General features: G+C 65.5%; 22 protein-coding genes. All 22 read left to right on the plus strand.

The window, feature by feature from the left end; all coding sequences use genetic code 11:
* Positions 1-42: 42 nt before the first annotated feature.
* The 22 genes from FBF35_RS04105 (at position 43) to FBF35_RS10625 (ending at position 19,549) form a co-directional block, all read left to right on the plus strand.
* The gene (locus FBF35_RS04105; RefSeq protein WP_060566908.1) at positions 43-1,215 is read left to right on the plus strand and encodes a DUF5129 domain-containing protein; all 1,173 of its coding nucleotides are present in this window, start codon (positions 43-45) and stop codon (positions 1,213-1,215) included.
* A gap of 90 nt (positions 1,216-1,305) precedes the next feature.
* Entirely contained in the window at positions 1,306-2,970 is a 1,665-nt protein-coding gene (locus FBF35_RS04110) for a DUF5129 domain-containing protein (RefSeq protein ID WP_241772561.1), read from the plus strand.
* Between the two features lie 51 nt (positions 2,971-3,021).
* Positions 3,022-4,221 (plus strand): DUF5129 domain-containing protein, encoded by a 1,200-nt coding sequence (locus FBF35_RS04115; RefSeq protein ID WP_241772562.1) that lies wholly within the window; start codon positions 3,022-3,024, stop codon positions 4,219-4,221.
* A gap of 215 nt (positions 4,222-4,436) precedes the next feature.
* A complete protein-coding gene (gene rpmE, locus FBF35_RS04120) occupies positions 4,437-4,658 on the plus strand; it encodes a 50S ribosomal protein L31 (protein WP_007589405.1) in 222 nt (73 codons plus the stop codon).
* 94 nt (positions 4,659-4,752) lie between these two features.
* Entirely contained in the window at positions 4,753-5,847 is a 1,095-nt protein-coding gene (gene prfA, locus FBF35_RS04125; RefSeq protein WP_082144892.1) for a peptide chain release factor 1, read from the plus strand.
* Between the two features lie 11 nt (positions 5,848-5,858).
* Entirely contained in the window at positions 5,859-6,755 is an 897-nt protein-coding gene (locus tag FBF35_RS04130) for a N5-glutamine methyltransferase family protein (RefSeq protein ID WP_187348970.1), read from the plus strand.
* Positions 6,752-7,426, plus strand: coding sequence for an L-threonylcarbamoyladenylate synthase (locus FBF35_RS04135; protein ID WP_060566914.1), 675 nt, complete (start codon positions 6,752-6,754; stop codon positions 7,424-7,426). The genes FBF35_RS04130 and FBF35_RS04135 overlap by 4 nt, the downstream gene beginning before the upstream one ends.
* Positions 7,423-8,529 carry an MraY family glycosyltransferase gene (locus FBF35_RS04140; protein ID WP_060566916.1) on the plus strand — a complete coding sequence of 369 codons (1,107 nt, stop codon included), beginning with the start codon at positions 7,423-7,425 and terminating at the stop codon, positions 8,527-8,529. The genes FBF35_RS04135 and FBF35_RS04140 overlap by 4 nt, the downstream gene beginning before the upstream one ends.
* Positions 8,526-8,819 carry a hypothetical protein gene (locus FBF35_RS04145; protein WP_034467456.1) on the plus strand — a complete coding sequence of 98 codons (294 nt, stop codon included), beginning with the start codon at positions 8,526-8,528 and terminating at the stop codon, positions 8,817-8,819. The genes FBF35_RS04140 and FBF35_RS04145 overlap by 4 nt, the downstream gene beginning before the upstream one ends.
* 82 nt (positions 8,820-8,901) lie before the next feature.
* On the plus strand, positions 8,902-9,792 hold the full coding sequence (gene atpB / locus FBF35_RS04150; RefSeq protein WP_187348971.1) for a F0F1 ATP synthase subunit A: 891 nt from the start codon (positions 8,902-8,904) through the stop codon (positions 9,790-9,792).
* A gap of 41 nt (positions 9,793-9,833) precedes the next feature.
* Complete coding sequence (gene atpE / locus FBF35_RS04155; protein ID WP_003792932.1) at positions 9,834-10,043, plus strand: ATP synthase F0 subunit C; 210 nt, start codon at positions 9,834-9,836, stop codon at positions 10,041-10,043.
* A 5-nt stretch (positions 10,044-10,048) separates the two neighbouring features.
* Positions 10,049-10,609, plus strand: coding sequence for a F0F1 ATP synthase subunit B (gene atpF / locus FBF35_RS04160; protein ID WP_060566919.1), 561 nt, complete (start codon positions 10,049-10,051; stop codon positions 10,607-10,609).
* A complete protein-coding gene (locus FBF35_RS04165) occupies positions 10,606-11,424 on the plus strand; it encodes a F0F1 ATP synthase subunit delta (RefSeq protein ID WP_060566920.1) in 819 nt (272 codons plus the stop codon). The genes atpF and FBF35_RS04165 overlap by 4 nt, the downstream gene beginning before the upstream one ends.
* Before the next feature lie 47 nt (positions 11,425-11,471).
* The gene (gene atpA, locus FBF35_RS04170; RefSeq protein WP_060566922.1) at positions 11,472-13,109 is read left to right on the plus strand and encodes a F0F1 ATP synthase subunit alpha; all 1,638 of its coding nucleotides are present in this window, start codon (positions 11,472-11,474) and stop codon (positions 13,107-13,109) included.
* Between the two features lie 3 nt (positions 13,110-13,112).
* Entirely contained in the window at positions 13,113-14,042 is a 930-nt protein-coding gene (locus tag FBF35_RS04175) for a F0F1 ATP synthase subunit gamma (protein ID WP_060566925.1), read from the plus strand.
* Positions 14,043-14,067: 25 nt separating this feature from the next.
* A complete protein-coding gene (atpD, locus tag FBF35_RS04180) occupies positions 14,068-15,516 on the plus strand; it encodes a F0F1 ATP synthase subunit beta (protein ID WP_003792927.1) in 1,449 nt (482 codons plus the stop codon).
* On the plus strand, positions 15,516-15,788 hold the full coding sequence (locus FBF35_RS04185; protein WP_003792926.1) for a F0F1 ATP synthase subunit epsilon: 273 nt from the start codon (positions 15,516-15,518) through the stop codon (positions 15,786-15,788). Before atpD ends, FBF35_RS04185 begins: the two co-directional genes overlap by 1 nt.
* 25 nt (positions 15,789-15,813) lie before the next feature.
* A complete protein-coding gene (locus FBF35_RS04190; protein WP_060566927.1) occupies positions 15,814-16,218 on the plus strand; it encodes a DUF2550 family protein in 405 nt (134 codons plus the stop codon).
* A 22-nt stretch (positions 16,219-16,240) separates the two neighbouring features.
* A complete protein-coding gene (nucS, locus tag FBF35_RS04195) occupies positions 16,241-16,933 on the plus strand; it encodes an endonuclease NucS (RefSeq protein ID WP_060566929.1) in 693 nt (230 codons plus the stop codon).
* Positions 16,933-18,039, plus strand: coding sequence for a DNA glycosylase AlkZ-like family protein (locus FBF35_RS04200; protein WP_060566932.1), 1,107 nt, complete (start codon positions 16,933-16,935; stop codon positions 18,037-18,039). Before nucS ends, FBF35_RS04200 begins: the two co-directional genes overlap by 1 nt.
* 26 nt (positions 18,040-18,065) lie before the next feature.
* Positions 18,066-19,256, plus strand: a complete 1,191-nt coding sequence (locus FBF35_RS04205) for an N-acetylglucosamine-6-phosphate deacetylase (protein WP_060566934.1) — start codon at positions 18,066-18,068, stop codon at positions 19,254-19,256.
* Positions 19,257-19,306: 50 nt separating this feature from the next.
* Positions 19,307-19,549 (plus strand): hypothetical protein, encoded by a 243-nt coding sequence (locus FBF35_RS10625; RefSeq protein WP_082632876.1) that lies wholly within the window; start codon positions 19,307-19,309, stop codon positions 19,547-19,549.
* Positions 19,550-19,647 lie beyond the last annotated feature (98 nt).

The following is a 19,647-nucleotide window of genomic DNA, read 5'->3' on the forward strand; positions in this document are numbered from 1 at the left end:
CAATACCGGACAACTGATGAGGGGCTGTGTCAGACTTGGGGCATGGTGAACATGGCGCCGAATTCGATCAATGCGCAGGCGACACGGGAATCCTCGCGCCGGTCCTGGAGTGCTGCGCGCGGATCTCTGCGCCTCGTTCTTGGTCTATTTCTCTTGCTGGTGGCTCCCCTTCAGCTGGCGATCGCCATCTATGATCAGGCCCATCACGGGATGGGGGAGGCTGTGGACTGGCCGAATTGGACCGGCTGGGTCATGGCGCTGTGCGGAATCGGAGTGCTGTGGCGCGGCGCTGATCTTCGGCGCTCGGGGCGTCAGAAAGTGACGATGATCGCTGAGAAATGGGCTGCCTTGGAGAGCCGGCGGGCAGAGGTTGAGCGCGTGTTTTCCACGCTCGTCGGCGCAGGTTACTACGAGATCGGACTGACGGCGCGCCACGAGTGTGCCCGAGCCGAACGCGTCAGGGTTGGCGCTCGGATCGCCGAGCACAGGCCTCCGGGTTTCCTCGCGTCGCTCAGCGAGGCGTCGGCAGGCGCGGGGGATGAGATCCTTGCGCGGATGGAACGCCTGGCAGACGCGGATGCCGCGATCATGGCTGCGCGCGGCTTTTTCGCGCTCGCGCCCGGCTGGCGCGACGTGTGGAAGACCGAGGTCGGCCCGATCATCGAAGACCTGGACATACTCGACGACGTCGCAGACACCCTCGAAAGTGTCAATACGGACCCGCGAATCCTGACGGACATTGAGGCTTTCAGGGAGCGCGTGGGGGATGACAAGGACACGGTGAACGACCTCGGGACACGCCTTGAGGGCGGGCAGATCGCTCCCACTCAGGCCCTCGAAGAACTCGACCGGATCACCAACGAAGCGCGAGCACGCACCGCCGAGCTCATCGAGGAAACTCTCGCAACGGATGCCTCGGCGCAGGGACGGCAACGCTACGCCCGATGGAAGAACACAGGCATCAGGCTCACCGCGGCGAACGCGGAGTACGACGCAGCCTATTGGAGCCAGGACGCGGACACTGACATCGAGTACAACCCGGCGGCCACGATTCGACTGACCGCAAATTCAGCAGGCGTTGACCTGGAAGGGCTACCCGCTCCGGCGACCGGTATCCTCACGGCTGGCGGCTCGTCCGTCTATCTACTGCCCATGTACCTCGAGCAATACCTGAGCGACGACGTGGACGAGGCAGGCGGAGGCTCGTCGACCTGAGGGCGGAAGCGACATCTCATTGTCGTCGCTGCGGGTATCAGAGTGCTGAGCCAGCGCGCGCATGAGGTCGGACCGTGACACAGTGGATGCATGACTTCAGTGACGACCGAATCGGCAAACGAGGAACGCGGCCACATGACGGCGCGAGACGTGAAGCGCTCGGTGCGAGGGGTGGGCCGGATCCTGCTGGGCGTCGTCATGGCGATCTGCGTTCCCGTGTGGCTGGTGTTCTCCTTCGTTGAATTCACCCGGCCCACGGTGCCAGCCAGCGAACTCGTCGCGCCGTCTGTCGAGGTGCACGACGAGACGGGAAGCTTCGGGCCGGTCGACGGGCGAACGCTGACAGACGCCCTCGGCGACGTCACGTTCACGCGTCCCATCCACCTCGTCATCTTGTCAACGGATGACCTGGTGGACGACAACCTCGACGAGGCGACCCTCAAGTACGCGCGGGCCGGGCATAAGGAGTGGATCTCACCCAATGGGTACAAGTGGGCCGACGGCTACCTGATCCTGTCGGTGTCGCCCACCCACCGCAAGGTGGGGACGTACTTCGGCGAGGACATCGCCCCGTTGCTGTCCGTGCAAGAGGAGATCCAGGACGCCGCGAAGGACGACTTCCGTGCGGGCCGCTGGAGTGCGGGGATCGTCGCCGCGGCCACGAAGGCTGCCGCAAACATCCCGAACGAGGCAGGCTACAGCATTAAGAACCGAGTCGTCTGGCCTCACTGGACGGGATGGCTGATCTCGCTTACGGGCATCGGCGTGCTCCTGCGCGGACGCAGCCTGCGCCGGACGGTACGAGAAAGCTCCGAGCGTATTGCTGAGGCGTGGAAGGAGATGGAGGGGCGTCGCTCGGAGGTGGATCGTGCTTTCCACTCGATCGTCGATGCGGGGCAATATAGCAAGGGGCTGACCGTGCGCTACGGGTGCGCTAACCAGGAGCGCAAGAAGGTGCGCGAGCGCGTCTCCGTCCTGCGATCCCCTGGGTTTTTCGGATCCCTCAGCGCCGGCGCGGCAAGCGAGCGAGAGGAACTGCTCGAAGATATCGAGCTGCTGTCGGCCGCCGATGACGCGATTTTCGCCGCCCGCGACTTTTTCGCGCTGGCTCCGGGGTGGCGCCATCTGTGGGACAACGAGGTGGGACCGGTCTTCGAAGACCTGTTAGCCGCGGATTCCATCTCAGTCAAGGTGCGCAACCGCGTCAAGAAGCGTCAAGTGAAGAACGCAGTCGAGGCCTTTAACCGCTGGACGAACGAGCAGCGGGACATCATCGTCGGACTCGGAACGAGCCTGGAGCGCGCGGAGATCACTCTGGTGCAGGCTCTCGACGAGCTGGACCGAATCGCGAGCGAGTCTCGCGCGCGACTGACGAAGCTCATCGGGCAGGCACTCGTCGCCGACACTTCCTCGTCTGGGCGTCAGCGCTACGAGCATTGGGAAAGCAACAAGGGCGGTACCGTCAGCGCCAGCGAGGTGCTCTACAAGGGCACGTACCTGAGTGGCGGTGACCACCATGAGTACAACCCCGCCTCGACGATCCGCCTGACCGCGAACTCTGCGGGTGTTCGCCTGACGGGCAAGGCTGCGGAGAAGTCCGGCCGTTTCCAGGCGAACAATGTGTCCGTCTGGGCGTATCCGACGTATCTCGATCGCTACGTGGACTACGAACCGTCCAGCTCCTCGACCAGTTCAGCGGACTACGGCTCATCCTCGGGTGGCTTCTCGGGTTCCGGCTCGTCCTCGTCCTTCTGAGTCCCATCGGGATACCGGGCAACTGAAGGCGATCCGTGCCAGAGTGGAGCCATGACGTCTCAGGCAACGGAAACGATGAGTCACGCACCCCAGCATCCTCGCGCGGTCATGCGCAGCGCGCGAGGCTGTGCGCGCCTCCTGGCGGGTCTCGCCCTCTTTCTGGTGGCCCCCGTGTGGCTCGGCATCGCCGTGTCCGTCGGTGCATCGCACAGCATGCTGTGGCCCACCTGGTACGCGTGGGTGGCGACGCTCGCGGGCATCGGCCTGTGGGCGCGCGGGTGGATGCTGCGCCGCGTCGCCCGCGAGAACATGCGGAAGGCATCCGATGAGTGGGAGGCGCTCGAAAAGCGTCACCTGGAGGTCGAGCGTGCCTTTCTTCCACTCCTCGGGACCGGGCGCTACGACCGCGGTCTGACTGCGCGCCTCGAGGCAGCTCGGGCCGAGCACGAGAAACTTCGCGTTCGTCTTGCAACGGTGGTGACACCTCCGTTCCTCGCCTCGCTCAGCGCGGCAACAGCGTGGGAGGCGGATGAGATCGTCAAGGACTTCCACGGTCTGATGGATGCCCACGCCGCGATGATGGCCGCGCGCGATCTGTTCGCGCTGGCTCCTGCCTGGCGCAGGGTGTGGGAGAACGAGCTGGGGCCGGTGTACGAGGACCTAACCGTCGTCGAGACCATCACGCAAACTGTCCAGAGTAGAAGCATGGACCCGACCGTCCTCAGCATGGCTGCCTCCCTCGTGCTGTGGCTCGATGAGCAGCGCCTGGCTGTCAACGAGCTGGGGGCGAGTCTCGAGCGCGCGCAGATTGATCCTGCTGGGGCACTCACGCAGCTCGACCGCATCGCCGACGAGGCCAGGGTGCGGCTCGTGTGCCTCGTCGAGGCGGCTCTCGGTGCCGACACGTCCATGATTGGGCGGAGGCGTTACAAGCGCTGGAGGAAGGGCGCGGGGGAGAAGCTGCGCAGGAACGAGACATGCTACCTCGGCGCCTACCGGATCGCCGGCGTGACGTACACCTACAACCCCGCTCAGGCGATTCGCCTGACCGCAAACAGCGCGGGTATCAACCTCAAGGGGAGTGCGGCCCATTCCACCGCGCGCTTCACGGCGTTTGGCGCGGAGCTCTACGTGCCGCCCGCGTACCTCCATCGCTACCTCGTGTGGGACGGAACCTCGCGGTACGGCTCCTCGCGAGCGAACTACCTGACGTCGGCCGCAAACCTCGATCCGCGCGGGCGCACACGCTGAGCGCTGTGCTCGGTGCCCGCCCATAGCCGATGTCACGCCCGTGGGGGCCTTCCCTCGTTGAAGGGGGTGGGGGCGTGTGCGATAATGTCGTGTCGGCTTACCGGTTCACCGGCATGCCCCAGGCGCTTTTGGCGCGCTGGAAGGTGAGTCCCCGCCAGATGCGGGGGACGCTGCATGTCCGGACCCGGGGCACCAAACGATCCAGGAGAAACTCCATGAAGCAGGGTATTCACCCCGAATACGTGGACACCGTCGTGACCTGCACGTGCGGCAACTCGTTCCACACCCGTTCCACCATCACCTCCGGTGAGATGCGCGTGGACGTGTGCTCGGCCTGCCACCCGTTCTACACGGGCAAGCAGAAGATCCTCGACACCGGCGGCCGCGTCGCCAAGTTCGAGGCTCGCTACGGCAAGCGCGTGCGCCCCTCCAAGTGAGGGTGAGCGGCTAGCTCAACGGCGGTGTCGTTGGCCTCACGGCCGACGGCGCCGCCGCTTTGTCAACTGTATGGAACGAAGGAAGTGGTGAATCGTGGCCGCGACGGATGAACTCGGTGCCCTGGGCCCCCTGCTGCAGGAATATGAGCAGGTCGAGGCGCAGATGGCGGATCCCCAGACGCTGGCGGACCCGCAGCTGATGCGCCGAGTCGGCCGACGCTACGCCGAGCTTGGCCGCGTGAAGGCCGCTGCCGATAGGCTCTCCTCAGCCTCGGGAGACCTCGAGGCCGCCCGAGAGCTGGCCGCCGAAGATCGTTCCTTCGCCGACGAGATTCCCGCCCTCGAGGAAGAGGAAGCGGCCGCCCACGAGGCGCTCGTGAAGATTCTGGCTCCCCGCGACCCCGAGGATGCGATGGACGTCATCCTTGAGATCAAGGCGGGTGAGGGCGGCGAAGAATCCGCGCTGTTCGCCTCCGATCTGGCGCGCATGTACGCCCGCTACGCGGAGGCGCACGGCTGGAGCGTCACCGAGATGAGTGCGACCCACACGGAGCTCGGCGGTTTCAAGGACATTACGCTCGCGATCCGTGCGAAGGGCACGCCCGCACCCGACGAGGGCGTGTGGGCGCACCTGAAGTACGAGGGCGGGGTGCACCGCGTGCAGCGCGTGCCCGTCACCGAGTCGCAGGGCCGCATTCACACGAGCGCCGCAGGCGTTTTCGTCATGCCGGAGATCGAGGATGACGAGGAGATCGTCATCGACCCGAACGATCTGCGTATCGACGTCTATCGGTCCAGCGGTCCCGGTGGCCAGTCGGTCAACACGACCGACTCCGCCGTGCGCATCACGCACATTCCCTCGGGCATCGTCGTGTCGATGCAGAATGAGAAGTCGCAGCTGCAGAACAAGGAGGCCGCGCTGCGCGTGCTGGCCTCGCGACTGGCCGCCGAGGCGAGGGCGAAGAAGGAAGCCGAGGCCTCGGCCCAGCGTCTGTCCCAGGTGCGCACCGTGGATCGCTCGGAGCGTATCCGCACCTATAACTTCCCGGAGAACCGCATCGCGGATCACCGCACGGGCTTCAAGGCTCACAATCTGGACGCGGTTCTGTCCGGTGCGCTCGATGCAGTGATCGCTTCGCTGCAGGAAGCTGATGAGGCTGAGCGCCTGGCTGCCGCCGCTCAGTCGTGATTGGAGGAGACATGGGGACGTGGTCTGTGACGGATGCGCGTTCGTGGGCGCGCGAACGCCTGACGAAGGCCGGCATCGACTCGGTCGATGCGGACGTGCGTGAGCTGCTCGAGTGGGCGTGTGACGCCTCGTCCCAGTGGGACCTGCCGGCGGAGCTGAACGAGGACCAGGCCGAGAAACTGCGCTCGGCGGTGGGGGAGAGGGCTCTGCGCATTCCCCTTCAGCACGTCACGAGTCGCATGTTCTTCCGTGGCTTGACCCTTGCCGCCCGCCCCGGCGTGTTCGTCGTGCGCCCGGAGACCGAGGTTCTTGCCGGCCTCGCGATTGACGAGGCCATGGCGGTCGTCGCCCGCCACGGTGAGGCTCGCGTCGTCGACCTGTGCGCCGGCTCCGGCGCGATCGGGCTGGCGGTCGCCGTTGAGACCACCTGCACGGAGGTCTGGGCAGTCGAAAAGGAAGCCGAGCCCTTCGCCCTGGCCTGTCAGAACCGTGACGCTGTGGGGGTTCCCTGCCTGCACTTGGAGCGAGGCGACGCGACGGATTCGGCGACGCTTGCGCACCTGGACGGCATGGTTGACGTCGTCGTCACCAACCCGCCCTACGTTCCCGCCGATGAGATGCCCACTCAGCCCGAGGCCAGCGCTGATCCGCACGTCGCCCTGTACGGGGGAAGCCCGGATGGAACCGAGATCCCCGCGCGCATCGCGCGTCGCGCGCTCACCCTCCTGCGTCCCGGCGGTGTCCTGCTGATGGAACACTCGCCCTCGCAGGAAGAAGCCATGGTGGCGATCGCCGCGCAGCTCGGAATGACGGACATCGCAACCCTGCCCGACCTGGCTGGCAGGCGACGTTTCCTGAGCGCCCGCGCGCCCGAATCGACGAAGCCCACGGCATCCGTGACACAATGAACACGATGAGTACAGAGACGATCCTGAGCGCCGTTCCTTCCCTGAGCGAGGACGACCTGGCGCGCGCCCAGCGGGAGCTGCGCGACGGCCATCTCCTCGTCGTACCGACGGACACCGTCTACGGCATTGGCGCGGATGCGGCCAACGCCGAGGCCGTCGCCGCCGTCCTGTCCGCCAAGGGCCGCGGACGGCAGATGCCTCCGCCCGTGCTCGTCGCCTCCGTCGACGCGATCGACTCGCTGTGCGTCGATGTGCCCGAGGCCGCCCGCGCTCTTGCGCGTGCCTTCTGGCCCGGCGGACTCACCCTCATCCTGCGTGCCCGCCCCGACCTCGGGTGGGACCTGGGCGAAACCGGCGGCACCATTGGTGTGCGCATGCCGAACCAGACGGCCCTCCTGCGCCTCCTGCATGACTTCGGACCAATGGCCGTCACCTCCGCGAACCTGACCGGTCAGCCCCCCGCGACCTCGGTTGAACAGGCCGTCGGATACTTCGGAACCCGAGTGTCCGCCTACCTCGACGGTGGTCCCACCCAGGGTTCCACGGCCTCGTCGATCGTTGACTTCGCGCACGAGACGCCCCGCGCGCTCCGCCTGGGGACCATCTCCCTGGATGACCTCAGTGCAGCCGCTGGCGTGCCCATCGCCCCCGTCGAAGGGGCCGCTTCGTGAAGGTCTACCTGCTGCTGGGGGCCATCGCGATGGCCCTGACGATCCTGCTGACCCCGGCCGTGCGCTGGGCGTGCCTGCAGTTCAATATCTTGCCGCCCCTGCGCGGACGGGACCTGCAAAAGAAACCCATCCCGCGCCTGGGCGGCGTCGCGATGACCATCGCACTGATCGTCACGATGCTGCTTGCCTCCCGGATCCCCTACATGGCGCCGCTCTTTACGACGACGGTCCCGTGGGCCGTCATGGCCGGCGCCGGCGCCATGTGCATCCTCGGCATCGTCGATGACATCATCGAACTCGACTGGATGGCCAAGCTCGGTGGGCAGGTCCTCATCGCGGGCGGCATGGCTTTCGGCGGCGTGCAGCTGGCCTCGTTCCCGATTTTCGGCCTGACGCTCGGATCCTCCCGACTGTGGCTCTTCGTCTCCGTCTTCTTCATCGTCGGCATCATGAACGCCGTCAACTTCATCGACGGACTCGACGGTCTGGCATCCGGCATGATCGCGATCGGCGCAGGGTCCTTCTTCGTCTACTCCTACATCATCACCCGGCTCATGGGCGCGGCCTCCTACGCGACGACCGCCAGCCTCATCGTGATCGCGCTGCTCGGGGTGTGCGCCGGCTTCCTCTGGTTCAACTTCCACCCCTCCTCGATCATGATGGGCGGGGGAGCGGAGACCATGGGACTCGTCCTGGCCGCCGCCGGCATCATCGTCACCGGCAAGATCGATCCGTCGCTGCTCGGTCGGCAGCAGATGATCGTGTCCGCGCTGCCGCTCATCCTCCCGCTGTCGGTCATCTTTATGCCCGTCCTCGACCTGGTCGTCACCTCGATTCGCCGCATGAGCCGAGGGAAGAGCCCCTTCGTTGCCGACCGCTCCCACTTCCACGACCGTCTCCTCGTTGCCGGGCACTCTCACCGCGGGGTCGTTGCGATCCTGTGGATGTGGACCGCCATTGTCTGCGTCCCCGCCGTCGGGCTCCTCGTCTTCGAGTGGTGGAGCGTCACTCTCGTCGCAGTCACCGCTGCGGCTATCGGCGTGGCCGTCACGACCCGAGAATTCCCCAAGGAAGAGACCACTCCCGAGGAGGTTTCCGCATGACCTACGTGCTCGCCCTCGCCATGGTCGTCGTCATCGTTGCGGCGCAGTGGTTTTTCACGTCGCGCGCCCTGCGATCGCCCTCCCACTTCATCGGATGGGTGACCGGCGGATACGCGGCGAAGATCGCTCTGCTCGCCATCGGACTGTACGTTCCGCGCGCGCTGGGCATGGACGTGCGAGTTGCCGCAATCGCCACGATCATCGCGATTATCGTGTCCTCGACCGTCGAGATGATGGTTATGATGCGCAAGCGCACGATGAACGTGGACGCGCCGAGCGACACTCAGTAACCCTTGCGCGCGCTAGGCGGCCCCTTCTCTGTATAGAATGGTTGAGTTGCCCCGGCAGCAGACACAAACCAATGGAGTTGAGATGAAGGAGGCACATTCAGTGTCCGATCACGCGCCTGCTCGCCGCACCGCGTCCAAGCCGCGTTGGTATTGGGTGAGCCTCGCGGTCCTTCTCATCGTCATCGCACTCACCGCGTACCCTGCGTTCACGCAGCACCCCCACCAGCCGGCCCTCGAGGACTTTTTCCCGACCGTGATTTTTGGTGAGGGAACGTTCTTTGAGTTCAACCGACTGACTCTCGCCCGCGTCATCATGGGCGTACTCGTCTCGCTCATCCTCGTCGCAGTCGCGCGCAAGCCTCAGCTGGTGCCGACCCGCGGCCAGATGGCCGTCGAGGCGATCGCCGGCTACATTCGCGACAATGTTGCCCTCGACATGCTTGGCCCCAAGACCGGCCGCAAGTTCTCCGGCTTCATTGGCTTCCTGTTCTTCGGCGTCCTGTCCATGAACATTGCGGGCATCATTCCCGGCATCAACATCGCAGCCTCGTCGGTTGTCGCCGTGCCGATGGTCTTCGCTCTCATCACGTACGTGACCTTCATCGGTGCGGGTATCTCCAAGCAGGGCGTCGGCGGTTTCTTTTCCTCGCAGCTTTTCCCGCCGGGACTGCCCGTCCCCATGTACCTGCTGATCACGCCCATCGAGTTCCTCTCGAACTTTATCGTTCGCCCCGTCACGCTGACCCTGCGTCTTCTGTGCAACATGATCTCGGGCCACCTCCTGCTGGGTATGACCTACTTTGGAACGGCGATTCTGCTCCACGAACTCTCCGTCCTGTCCGCCGCGTCCGCGCTGACCGGTGCCGCCATGTTTGTCATGACGGGCTTCGAGGTCTTCGTGGCCTTCCTGCAGGCGTACATTTTCACGATCCTGTCGACCGTCTACATCAAGCTTTCCGTCGAACATCACTGACCCCCAACGCCACCCGGCGTTACTAACAGAAGGAAACCACTATGGGAACCGCAGCATTCGCCTACATCGGCTACGGCCTCGCCACCCTGGGCCCCGGCCTCGGTATTGGCCTCATGGTCGGCAAGACCCAGGAAGCGACCGCCCGTCAGCCCGAGGTTGCCGGTCGTCTCTTCACCAACATGATCATCGGCGCCGGCATGGTCGAGGCCCTCGGCCTCATCGGCTTCGTTCTGCCGCTCATCGTTAAGTGATCGCCATGCACCAGATTGTCGCCGCGTCGGACCAGGAGGTCGGCGGCCTCGCCGTCATCCTGCCGCCGCTGTACGAGATTTTCTGGTCGGCTCTCGTTCTGCTTATCGTCCTGCTCCTCGTCGGACGCTACGCGCTGCCTCGCATCTACAAGACGATGGACGAGCGCGCTGCGAAGATCGAGGAGGGCCTCGGCGCTGCCGAGCAAGCGAAGGCCGATCAGGCTACCGCTGCGCTCAAGCGCGAGGAGATCATCCGCGAGGCTCACGCTGAAGCGCACACCATCCGTGAGCGCGCCAACGACGAAGCGAAGGCCATCGTGGCCGCCGCCCGTCACGAGGCAACCAGCGAGGCCAACCGTATTCTCGAGGCCTCCGAGCGTCAGATCCTCGCCGAGAAGCAGGCCGCGCAGATTTCCCTGCGCTCCGAGGTGGGTCTTCTCGCCTCCGAGCTGGCAGAGAAGATCATCGGTGAGCACCTCACCGACACGGCGCTGACTTCTCGCGTGGTCGATCGCTTCCTTGACGAGCTCGAGGCCGACAGCGCTCGGGTCGAGGAGAAGCGATGACACAGATGCGCACGATCGAGTCCGTCCCCTTTGCGAAGGAGCTGGCGGCGGCCCTGGCCACACCCGGCACCGACCCAATGCGGGTTGCCGAGGATTTTTTCGGCCTGGCTGACCTGTTCAAGGAGAACACTCGTCTCGCGCGTGCAGCGACCGACCCGGCGCGGTCGGTCGCAGATAAGCAGGGGCTCGCCTCCAGCGCGTTCGCTTCGCACGTGACGGCTGCGACGCTGTCCGTCGTGAATGCGGTCGTCGCCGACCACTGGCGTCATCCGGCGGATGTGGCGGACACGCTCGAAGTGCTCGGCATCCTCGGCGTGCTCAATGCCGCCGGTGCCCAGGGAGCTCTCGAGCAGGTCCGTGAGGAGCTGTTCCAGGTGCGCTACTTCCTGGCACACCACCGCGAGGTCCGCGTGCGCCTGTCGGATAAATCCAAGGGCGACGCACACGAGCGCGGCGATGTCGCGTCGAAGCTTTTCGGCAAGCACGTCAGCACCTGGACGATGCGTCTCGTGCGTCGGGCGGTCGGACGCTCGAACCACGGTCGTCTGCTGCACAACCTGCGTCGCTACGCCCAGTGGGCAGCGACTATGCAGGACCGTCTCTTCGTTACCGTCGCCACGGCGACCCCGATGAGTGAGACTCAGGTTGAGCGCCTTCGTTCCATCCTCTCGAAGCGCTACGGCACGGACGTTGACCTGGCGATCTCGATTGATCCCGAGGTCGTGGGCGGATTCCGCCTGCGCGCGGGCATGACCGCGATCGACGCCTCGTTGGCCAGCCGCATCAGTGCAGCGCGCGACGCGATCGCCAGCTAGCACTTCTCGTACACACATTAATTTCTTTTACCTAGTTAGGAATCCTCATGGCTGACCTCAGCATCTCCCCGGAGGAAATCCGCGGAGCACTGGACTCCTTTATGGAGTCCTACCGTCCGGCGGACGTGGCCACCGAAGAGGTGGGTCACGTCATCGAAACGGCCGATGGTATCGCGCACGTCGAGGGCCTGCCCGGCACCATGGCGAACGAGCTGCTGCGTTTCGAGGACGGGACGCTGGGCCTGGCCATGAACCTCGACCAGCGCGAGATCGGTGCCGTCGTCCTCGGTGACTTCGGCGGCATCGAAGAGGGCCAGGTCGTGCACCGCACGGGCGAGGTTCTCTCGGTTCCCGTCGGTGACGGCTACCTGGGTCGCACGGTCGACCCGCTTGGCCGCCCGATCGACGGCCTCGGCGAGATCACGGACCTGGACGGGCGCCGCGCGCTCGAGCTGCAGGCGCCCGGCGTTATGGCGCGTAAGAGCGTCCACGAGCCCCTCGCGACCGGTCTGAAGGCCATCGACTCGATGATCCCGGTTGGCCGCGGCCAGCGTCAGCTCATCATCGGCGACCGCAAGACCGGTAAGACCGCGATCGCCCTCGATACGATCCTCAACCAGCGTGAGAACTGGAAGAGCGGCGACCCGAACAAGCAGGTGCGCTGCATCTACGTGGCGATCGGCCAGAAGGGCTCGACCATCGCTTCGGTGCGCTCCACGCTCGAGGACGCTGGCGCCATGGAGTACACGACCATCGTGGCCTCCCCGGCCTCGGATCCCGCCGGCTACAAGTACATGGCCCCCTACACGGGTTCCGCCATCGGTCAGCACTGGATGTACCAGGGCAAGCACGTCCTCATCGTCTTCGACGACCTGTCCAAGCAGGCCGAGGCCTACCGCGCCGTGTCGCTGCTGCTGCGTCGCCCGCCGGGCCGCGAAGCCTACCCCGGTGACGTCTTCTACTTGCACTCCCGCCTGCTGGAGCGTTGCGCGAAGCTCTCGGATGCCCTGGGTGGCGGTTCGATGACCGGCCTGCCGATCATCGAGACCAAGGCGAACGACGTGTCGGCCTACATCCCGACCAACGTCATTTCGATCACCGACGGTCAGATCTTCCTGCAGTCCGACCTGTTCAACTCGAACCAGCGTCCCGCCGTCGACGTCGGTATTTCCGTGTCCCGTGTTGGTGGCGCGGCGCAGCCCAAGGCCATGAAGAAGGTCGCCGGTACGCTCAAGCTGACGCTCGCGCAGTACCGCTCGATGGCTGCCTTCGCCATGTTCGCTTCCGACCTGGATGCGGCGACTCGTCGTCAGCTGACCCGCGGTGAGCGCCTCATGGAGCTGCTCAAGCAGCCTCAGTCCACGCCTTACGCGATGGAAGACCAGGTCGCCTCGATCTGGATGGGCACCAAGGGCTACATCGATGACATCGAGGTCGAGGACGTCCTGCGCTTCGAGCGCGGCCTGCTCGACCACCTCCACGCGAACTCCACCGTGCTCGACACGATCGCGGCGACCGGCGACCTGACCTCCGAGACGGAGGAGGCGCTCAAGAACGCCGTTGAGGAGTTCCACCACCAGTGGATCAGCGCCGGACGTGGCGCCGCCGAACTCGAGGACGGCGAGGTCGTGGCTGAGCGCACCCGCGAGGAAATCTCGCGCGGTCGCACGAGCGAGAAGGCCTAAGCGATGGGTGGACAGCAGAGGATCTACAAGCAGCGTATCGCCTCGACGACGACGCTCGCGAAGGTCTTCCGCGCCATGGAGATGATCGCTGCGTCTCGCATTGGCGCGGCGCGGCGCGCTGCCACCGAGGCGGGGCCTTACGAAAAGGCCCTAACCCAGGCGGTCGCGGCGGTCGCGGTTCACACGGACCTCGACCACCCGCTGACCGAGGAACGCGAAGACACCAATCGCGTGGCCATCCTGGTCGTGGCATCGGATCGCGGTATGGCCGGAGCATACTCGGCGACCATCCTGCGCGAATCGGAGAAGCTCATCGCGGACCTGCGTGAGGACGGCTACGAGCCCGTTGTCTACACCTTTGGTCGCAGGGCCTCGGCGTACTTCCGCTTCCGCGGCGTTGACATCGAACGCGAGTGGGAAGGGGAGTCGGATTCTCCGTCTGCCGAGACCGCGCGTGAGATGGCGAACGTGCTGCTCGAACGTTTCTTGGACAAGGACCCCGATACGGGTGTCGGCGCCCTGCACCTCGTGTACACGCGCTTCAAGACCGTCATGAGCCAGGTCCCCGAGGTGCGCCAGATGCTGCCGCTGACGGTTGTGGACGCCCCCGAATCGGACGAGGAGCGTGCCACCGAACGCGGCTTCGCGGACGATCCGTCCTTGGCCCAGCCGGAGTACGAGTTCATTCCTTCTGCGGAAGCTGTTCTGGACACGCTTCTTCCCCTGTACGTGGAGGCGCGTATCCACAACGTGCTCCTTCAGTCGGCAGCGTCCGAGCTTGCATCGCGCCAGCGCGCCATGCACACCGCGACGGACAACGCGAACGAGCTCATCACCAAGTACACGCGTCTGGCGAACTCGGCCCGCCAGGCGGAAATTACCCAGGAAATCACCGAAATCGTGGGCGGGGCCGACGCTCTTAACGCGAGCTAAGCCCTTCGAGACACGGAGTAACACCATGACTGATACACATGCAATCGCCGAGGGACGCGTCGCACGCGTCGTCGGCCCTGTCGTCGATGTCGAGTTTCCCCCGGACCGCATCCCGCCGCTGTACAACGCGCTGACCGTCGAGGTGAACCTCGCGGGCCAGGGTGAGGGCGAGTCGACATTCACGATGACCCTCGAGGTCGCCCAGCACCTCGGTGACAACCTCGTGCGTACCATCGCGCTGAAGCCGACCGACGGCCTCGTGCGTGGCGCCCCCGTCACCGACACCGGCGCCCCGATCACCGTCCCCGTCGGCGACGTCACCAAGGGCCACGTGTTCAACGTGACCGGCGACGTGCTGAACCTCGAAGAGGGCGAGACCCTCGAGGTCACCGAGCGCTGGCCGATCCACCGCCAGCCCCCGGCCTTCGACCAGCTCGAGGCGCGCACTAAGATGTTCGAAACCGGCATCAAGGTCATCGACCTGCTGACCCCCTACGTGCAGGGTGGCAAGATCGGCCTCTTCGGTGGTGCGGGCGTCGGCAAGACCGTCCTCATCCAGGAGATGATCCAGCGCGTGGCCCAGGACCACGGCGGCGTCTCGGTGTTCGCCGGCGTTGGCGAGCGTACCCGTGAGGGCAACGACCTCATTGGCGAAATGGAAGAGGCGGGCGTCTTCGACAAGACCGCCCTCGTCTTCGGCCAGATGGACGAGCCGCCGGGCACGCGTCTGCGCATCGCCCTGACGGGCCTAACCATGGCGGAGTACTTCCGCGATGTTCAGCACCAGGACGTCCTCCTGTTCATCGACAACATCTTCCGCTTTACCCAGGCGGGCTCCGAGGTCTCCACGCTGCTGGGCCGCATGCCCTCGGCCGTGGGCTACCAGCCCAACCTGGCTGACGAGATGGGTCTGCTCCAGGAGCGCATTACGTCGGCCGGCGGCCACTCGATCACCTCGCTGCAGGCGATCTACGTTCCCGCCGACGACTACACCGACCCGGCTCCGGCGACGACCTTCGCTCACCTGGATGCGACGACCGAGCTCTCCCGTGAGATCGCGGCCAAGGGTATTTACCCCGCCGTGGATCCGCTGGCCTCGACCTCGCGTATCCTCGACCCGGCCCTCGTCGGCCGCGAGCACTACGACGTCGCCACGCACGTCAAGGCCATCCTGCAGAAGAACAAGGAACTGCAGGACATCATCGCCATCCTCGGCGTCGACGAGCTGAGCGAGGACGACAAGGTCACCGTCGCGCGTGCTCGTCGCATCGAGCAGTTCCTGTCGCAGAACATGTACATGGCCGAGAAGTTCACGGGCGTGCCCGGCTCGACCGTGCCGCTGTCGGAGACCATCGAGGCGTTCAAGCGTATCGCCGAGGGCTACTACGACGATGTCCCGGAGCAGGCGTTCTACAACTGCGGTGGTATCGACGACCTGGAGCGCAACGCTCACGAGCTGGCCAAGGAAGCCTGATGGCATCGGGCAAGTCCTTGCAGGTCGAGGTCGTCTCCCACGAGGGACGCCTGTGGCACGGCGCGGCTGCGTCCGTCCAGTTTCCGACGGTCGACGGAAGCCTCGGTGTGCTGCCAGGCCGTCAGCCGCTCCTCGCTCAGCTGAGCGAGGGAACTGTGACGGTGTCGCGCGCGGACGAGGTCGTGTCCTTCCAGGTCACTGGGGGATTCGCCTCAGTCGACTCGGATTTCGTCACGGTCGTGGCCGACCACGCTACAGTGGCAGAACAGTAATTCGACGCAACGCGAGGAGGACCTCATGAGCCTGATGACGATTGTGATCTGGTGTGCGGTTCTCCTCGCGTGCGTGGGGGCGATCCTGTGGGCGTACATGAATGTGCGCGCCCGCAGGATCGTTTCGCGTTTGGGCGCGTTCCGCTGTTGGTCGCGCCCGGACGTTCATTCGGGATGGACGGCCGGCATCGGCGTGTACGGCGTCGAGGAGCTGTCCTGGTATCGGCTGGTGGGACTGACCTTCAAGCCGGTGTATTCGATCCCGCGTCGGGGCATGGAGGTTTCGGCTCCGATCGCGCACTCGGCTGACGGATCTGTCGTTGAAGTGCGCCTGGCGTACGGTGACCATCGTTACGAGGTGGCCGTAGAACGCTTGACATATAACGGATTGGTCTCCTGGGTGGAGTCCGGTCCTCCGCGCCTCGTGTGAGCAGGATTGGTAAGCTCACGGGGTGCGTATTGTTATTGCTACCTGCACCGTTGATTATTCCGGTCGTCTGAGCGCCCACCTGGACCCCGCCAAGCGCGTCATCATGCTCAAAGGTGACGGCTCGGTCCTCATCCATTCCGAGGGCGGTTCCTACAAGCCGCTCAACTGGATGACGGCACCCTGTACGGTCTCCATGGGGGAACCCGGCGAGGACGAGGAGGGTGTCGAGCAGGTCTGGACGGTTCAGGCCGACAAGACTGACGACAAGCTGATCATCCGCATCCACGAGATCATCGCGGATGTCACCGAGGACCTGGGCGTCGACCCCGGCCTCGTCAAGGACGGCGTTGAGGCGCACCTGCAGGAGCTTCTCGCGGAGCAGGTGCCCCAGATCCTCGGTGAGGGTTGGGAGCTGGTGCGCCGCGAGTTCCCCACGCCCGTGGGCCCGGTGGACCTCATGGTGCGCGACGCCGACGGCAACCACGTGGCGATCGAGGTGAAGCGCCGGGGCGGCATCGATGGCGTTGAGCAGCTGACGCGCTACCTGTCGCTGCTGGGGCGCGATGCGCTTCTGGGCGACGTGACCGGTATTTTCGCAGCCCAGGAGATCACCAAGCAGGCTCGTACCCTCGCCGAGGATCGCGGTATCCGCTGCGTGGTTCTCGACTACGACGCGATGCGCGGGGTTGATGACCCCGAGTCTCGACTTTTCTGATGGAGACATCCCGTCGGGTGAGCCTGGGGAGAATCATCGCCCAAGGACTCGTCCCTGCGACCGTGGCGCGCTCGCCGCTGGACGCCGTGGAGAATCTGCTGGCACTGCAAGGCCAACAGGCGAGCGCGATCCCGTGGGCGATCGGTGTGCGCTGCACGGGTGTGTCGCGCGCTCGCGTCGAGGAGTCCTTCGCGCGCGGTGAGCTGGTTCGATCCTGGCCGATGCGCGGCACCATTCACGTGACGAGCGCCCGTGACCACCACTGGCTGCGCCGACTGCTGCGTCACCGCCGTGCGGCGTGGGAACGCCAGGCGTCTTCTCTGGGCCTCACTGATGCTCTCGTCGAGCGTGCGGCGCAGGTTGCGTGTGACCTACTGGAGACCTCACCCCAGGGAGTGAGCCGCGCCGAGCTTGTCGCGGCGTGGGGAAGTAGTGGGATCGATACAGTGACGGTTTCTTCCGCACAGGAAGGGCTACGGCGCCGCCACCTCATCATGCGCCTCCATTTGGATGGTGTGCTCACCGCTGGTCCTGTGTGCGCGGGTGAACACCGGATCATTGACGCGCGTTCACTTCCGGCTGCCCCCGGGGTTGCGAAAGGGGAGGCTGGGCACGAAGAAGCCCTCGCGGTCCTGGCAGCGCGTTACGCCTGGGGGCACGGTCCCATCGACGAGGCGGACCTGGCTAGGTGGACCGGGTTGACTCTCACCGAAGCGCGTCGGGCGATGGCTGGGGCGCGCGTGGCGGGGAAAAATATCGGCCTGCCCATCGCGGAGTTTGAAGGTGGCCTGGCTCGCGCTGACCTTGCTGACCTCGTGGAAGCCTTCAGCGACGAGGCCGAGGCGATGCTCGCGCTGCCCTCATTCGATGAGCTGCATGTCGGTTATAAGGACCGTTCCTGTCTGACGGACGAGGCAGGCGAGGCTTTGATCTGCCCTGCGAAGAACGGGATGTTCCGTCCGATTGCTGTCGCAGGTGGACGCGTGGTTGCTGTGCGCGCCCCCGGCAGCCAGGTTGTGACTGCCGACGGCTGCGGGACCTATGAGGAATCGGCGCGACGGGCGTTCGGAGACTGGGAGAAATGGTTGTCCGAGACGCAGCAGTGAAGTGTCATGTGTGCCACAATTAGTGCATGACTACTTCTGTGTTGCGTGGCCGTCTGGTTCTGGAAGATACCGTCGTTGAGGACGGAATCATCGAGTTCGACGGCGCGACTATTACCCGTGTGTGTCCCGTTTCCGAATACGAGGGCGAGGCGCCCGAGGCCAGCGATGCGACCTACCTGCCCGGCCTCGTCGATGTGCACTGCCACGGCGGCGGCGGAGAGTCCTTCCCCAACGCCGAGACCGCCGAGGCTGCTCTCGTTGCTGTCCTTGAGCATCGCCGTCACGGCACGACCTCCCTGGTCGCATCCTGCGTGACCGCCTCCGCCGAGGTGCTGCGTGCGCGTGCGAAGACCCTGGCTGAGCTGGCGAAGGCCGACGAGCTTGCCGGTATCCACTTCGAGGGCCCCTTCGTCTCCCACGAGCGCTGCGGCGCCCAGGACCCGACGTACATCGTCGATCCCGACGCTGACCTGACGCGCACCCTCATCGAGGACTGCCAGGGATACGCACTGTCCATGACGCTGGCCCCCGAGAAGCCGAATGCCTACGGCCCCGGCTCGGTCGCCGAGGCCCTCATCGACGGGGGAGCGGTGCCGTCCTGGGGACACACTGACTCCAACTCCGTGAAGGCTCGCGAGGCCCTGGCCTACTCGCGCGAGCGTTTCGCCCAGGTGGAGACCAAGCGCGGCCCGCGTGCGACGATCACCCACCTGTTCAACGGCATGCGCCCGCTGCACCACCGTGACACCGGCCCGATTGCCGAGTTCCTCTCGGATGCCGCGCGCGGCGGTGCTGTCGCCGAGCTGATATGCGACTCCGTCCACGTCGATCCGTCGCTCGTTCGCGACGTGTACGAACTGGTCGGCCGCGAGCACGTCGTTCTCATCACCGATGCGATGGCGGCCGCCGGCATGGCCGATGGCGAATACACGCTCGGCCCCCAGGACGTCATCGTGAAGGACGGCGTCGCTCGCCTGGCTCACGGCAACTCCATCGCGGGCGGCACGGCGCACCTCATGGACTGCGTGCGCGTAGCCGTCACCAAGGGCGGGATCCCGCTCGTTGACGCCGTGTACATGGCCTCAGCTCAGGGAGCCACGATTCTCGGCGACGATACGATCGGCTCGCTGGCGGCCGGAAAGAAGGCCGACATCGTCGAGGTCGACTCTGACCTCGTCGTGCGCCGCGTCTGGCGACGTGGCACTGTGGTTGCGTGAGAGGCAAACGAAGCAAGAAACGACCGTGGGGCGAGGCGCGTCCATTGCAGATGGACCGCCTCGCCTCCGTGCCGCGTACGGAACGCGGCCCTGACGGGGGCGATTATCAGGTGCGCCGCCTGCCCGGTTCGGCGAAGGAATACACCTGCCCGGCCTGCTTGCGCCCGATTCCCGTGGGCAGTGCGCACGTGGTTGCGTGGCCCGAAGAAGCGCCGTTTGGCCTGCCCCAGGGAGTAGAGGGACGCCGTCATTGGCACTCGGAGTGCTGGCGGCGAGGACTGCGTCCCCTGTGACGCGCGGATGTGATGCATCACTGCCCCGCGTGCGAATTCGGCCGTCAACGGGGTTAGCACGTAAAGTGGAGCCTGAAGAATGCCCGCAGTGTGGGTGT

The sequence above is a fragment of the Schaalia odontolytica genome (assembly GCF_005696695.1).
Taxonomy (GTDB): Bacteria; Actinomycetota; Actinomycetes; order Actinomycetales; family Actinomycetaceae; genus Pauljensenia; species Pauljensenia odontolytica_C.

Excerpts from the sequence above, each read along its gene's own strand:
- atpF (WP_060566919.1), top strand. The coding sequence starts at position 10,049 with ATGCACCAGATTGTCGCCGCGTCGGACCAGGAGGTCGGCGGCCTCGCC.
- FBF35_RS04190 (WP_060566927.1), top strand. The coding sequence starts at position 15,814 with ATGAGCCTGATGACGATTGTGATCTGGTGTGCGGTTCTCCTCGCGTGC.
- FBF35_RS04105 (WP_060566908.1), top strand. The coding sequence starts at position 43 with ATGGTGAACATGGCGCCGAATTCGATCAATGCGCAGGCGACACGGGAA.
- FBF35_RS10625 (WP_082632876.1), top strand. The coding sequence starts at position 19,307 with ATGGACCGCCTCGCCTCCGTGCCGCGTACGGAACGCGGCCCTGACGGG.
- FBF35_RS04175 (WP_060566925.1), top strand. The coding sequence starts at position 13,113 with ATGGGTGGACAGCAGAGGATCTACAAGCAGCGTATCGCCTCGACGACG.
- FBF35_RS04185 (WP_003792926.1), top strand. The coding sequence starts at position 15,516 with ATGGCATCGGGCAAGTCCTTGCAGGTCGAGGTCGTCTCCCACGAGGGA.
- FBF35_RS04130 (WP_187348970.1), top strand. The coding sequence starts at position 5,859 with ATGGGGACGTGGTCTGTGACGGATGCGCGTTCGTGGGCGCGCGAACGC.
- FBF35_RS04205 (WP_060566934.1), top strand. The coding sequence starts at position 18,066 with ATGACTACTTCTGTGTTGCGTGGCCGTCTGGTTCTGGAAGATACCGTC.
- rpmE (WP_007589405.1), top strand. The coding sequence starts at position 4,437 with ATGAAGCAGGGTATTCACCCCGAATACGTGGACACCGTCGTGACCTGC.
- atpB (WP_187348971.1), top strand. The coding sequence starts at position 8,902 with ATGAAGGAGGCACATTCAGTGTCCGATCACGCGCCTGCTCGCCGCACC.
- atpA (WP_060566922.1), top strand. The coding sequence starts at position 11,472 with ATGGCTGACCTCAGCATCTCCCCGGAGGAAATCCGCGGAGCACTGGAC.
- FBF35_RS04135 (WP_060566914.1), top strand. The coding sequence starts at position 6,752 with ATGAACACGATGAGTACAGAGACGATCCTGAGCGCCGTTCCTTCCCTG.
- atpE (WP_003792932.1), top strand. The coding sequence starts at position 9,834 with ATGGGAACCGCAGCATTCGCCTACATCGGCTACGGCCTCGCCACCCTG.
- FBF35_RS04200 (WP_060566932.1), top strand. The coding sequence starts at position 16,933 with ATGGAGACATCCCGTCGGGTGAGCCTGGGGAGAATCATCGCCCAAGGA.
- FBF35_RS04115 (WP_241772562.1), top strand. The coding sequence starts at position 3,022 with ATGACGTCTCAGGCAACGGAAACGATGAGTCACGCACCCCAGCATCCT.
- FBF35_RS04165 (WP_060566920.1), top strand. The coding sequence starts at position 10,606 with ATGACACAGATGCGCACGATCGAGTCCGTCCCCTTTGCGAAGGAGCTG.
- FBF35_RS04110 (WP_241772561.1), top strand. The coding sequence starts at position 1,306 with ATGACTTCAGTGACGACCGAATCGGCAAACGAGGAACGCGGCCACATG.
- atpD (WP_003792927.1), top strand. The coding sequence starts at position 14,068 with ATGACTGATACACATGCAATCGCCGAGGGACGCGTCGCACGCGTCGTC.
- FBF35_RS04145 (WP_034467456.1), top strand. The coding sequence starts at position 8,526 with ATGACCTACGTGCTCGCCCTCGCCATGGTCGTCGTCATCGTTGCGGCG.